This is a genomic window from Vibrio genomosp. F6 (assembly GCF_005146325.1).
In the GTDB taxonomy this organism is placed as follows: Bacteria; Pseudomonadota; Gammaproteobacteria; order Enterobacterales; family Vibrionaceae; genus Vibrio; species Vibrio cortegadensis.
On record NZ_SYUT01000104.1, the window covers coordinates 1 to 281 of the forward strand.

At 37.0% G+C, this 281-nt stretch carries 1 tRNA gene; it reads right to left on the reverse strand.

From position 1 onward, the window contains the following. Positions 1-201: 201 nt before the first annotated feature. Positions 202-277: transfer RNA gene (locus FCV43_RS19835), tRNA-Glu, on the reverse strand. Positions 278-281 lie beyond the last annotated feature (4 nt).

The following is a 281-nucleotide window of genomic DNA, read 5'->3' on the forward strand; positions in this document are numbered from 1 at the left end:
CAAGACACTTGAATGTGTTTGTGTGTTTATCTCGTTCTTATTAACTAAGAGGAGATAAACATTGAGAACTTTTAAATTTGATTTGAGTTACTCGTAAGTAATCAAATCAGTCAGCTTTCCAAATTGTTAAAGAGCATGTATTTCTAAACATAAAGCTTTCGAAACCATTTTTAAATATTTTCAAACAAAAACACTTAAAAATGGTATCCCGTAGGGGAGTCGAACCCCTGTTACCGCCGTGAAAGGGCGGTGTCCTAGGCCTCTAGACGAACGGGACACTG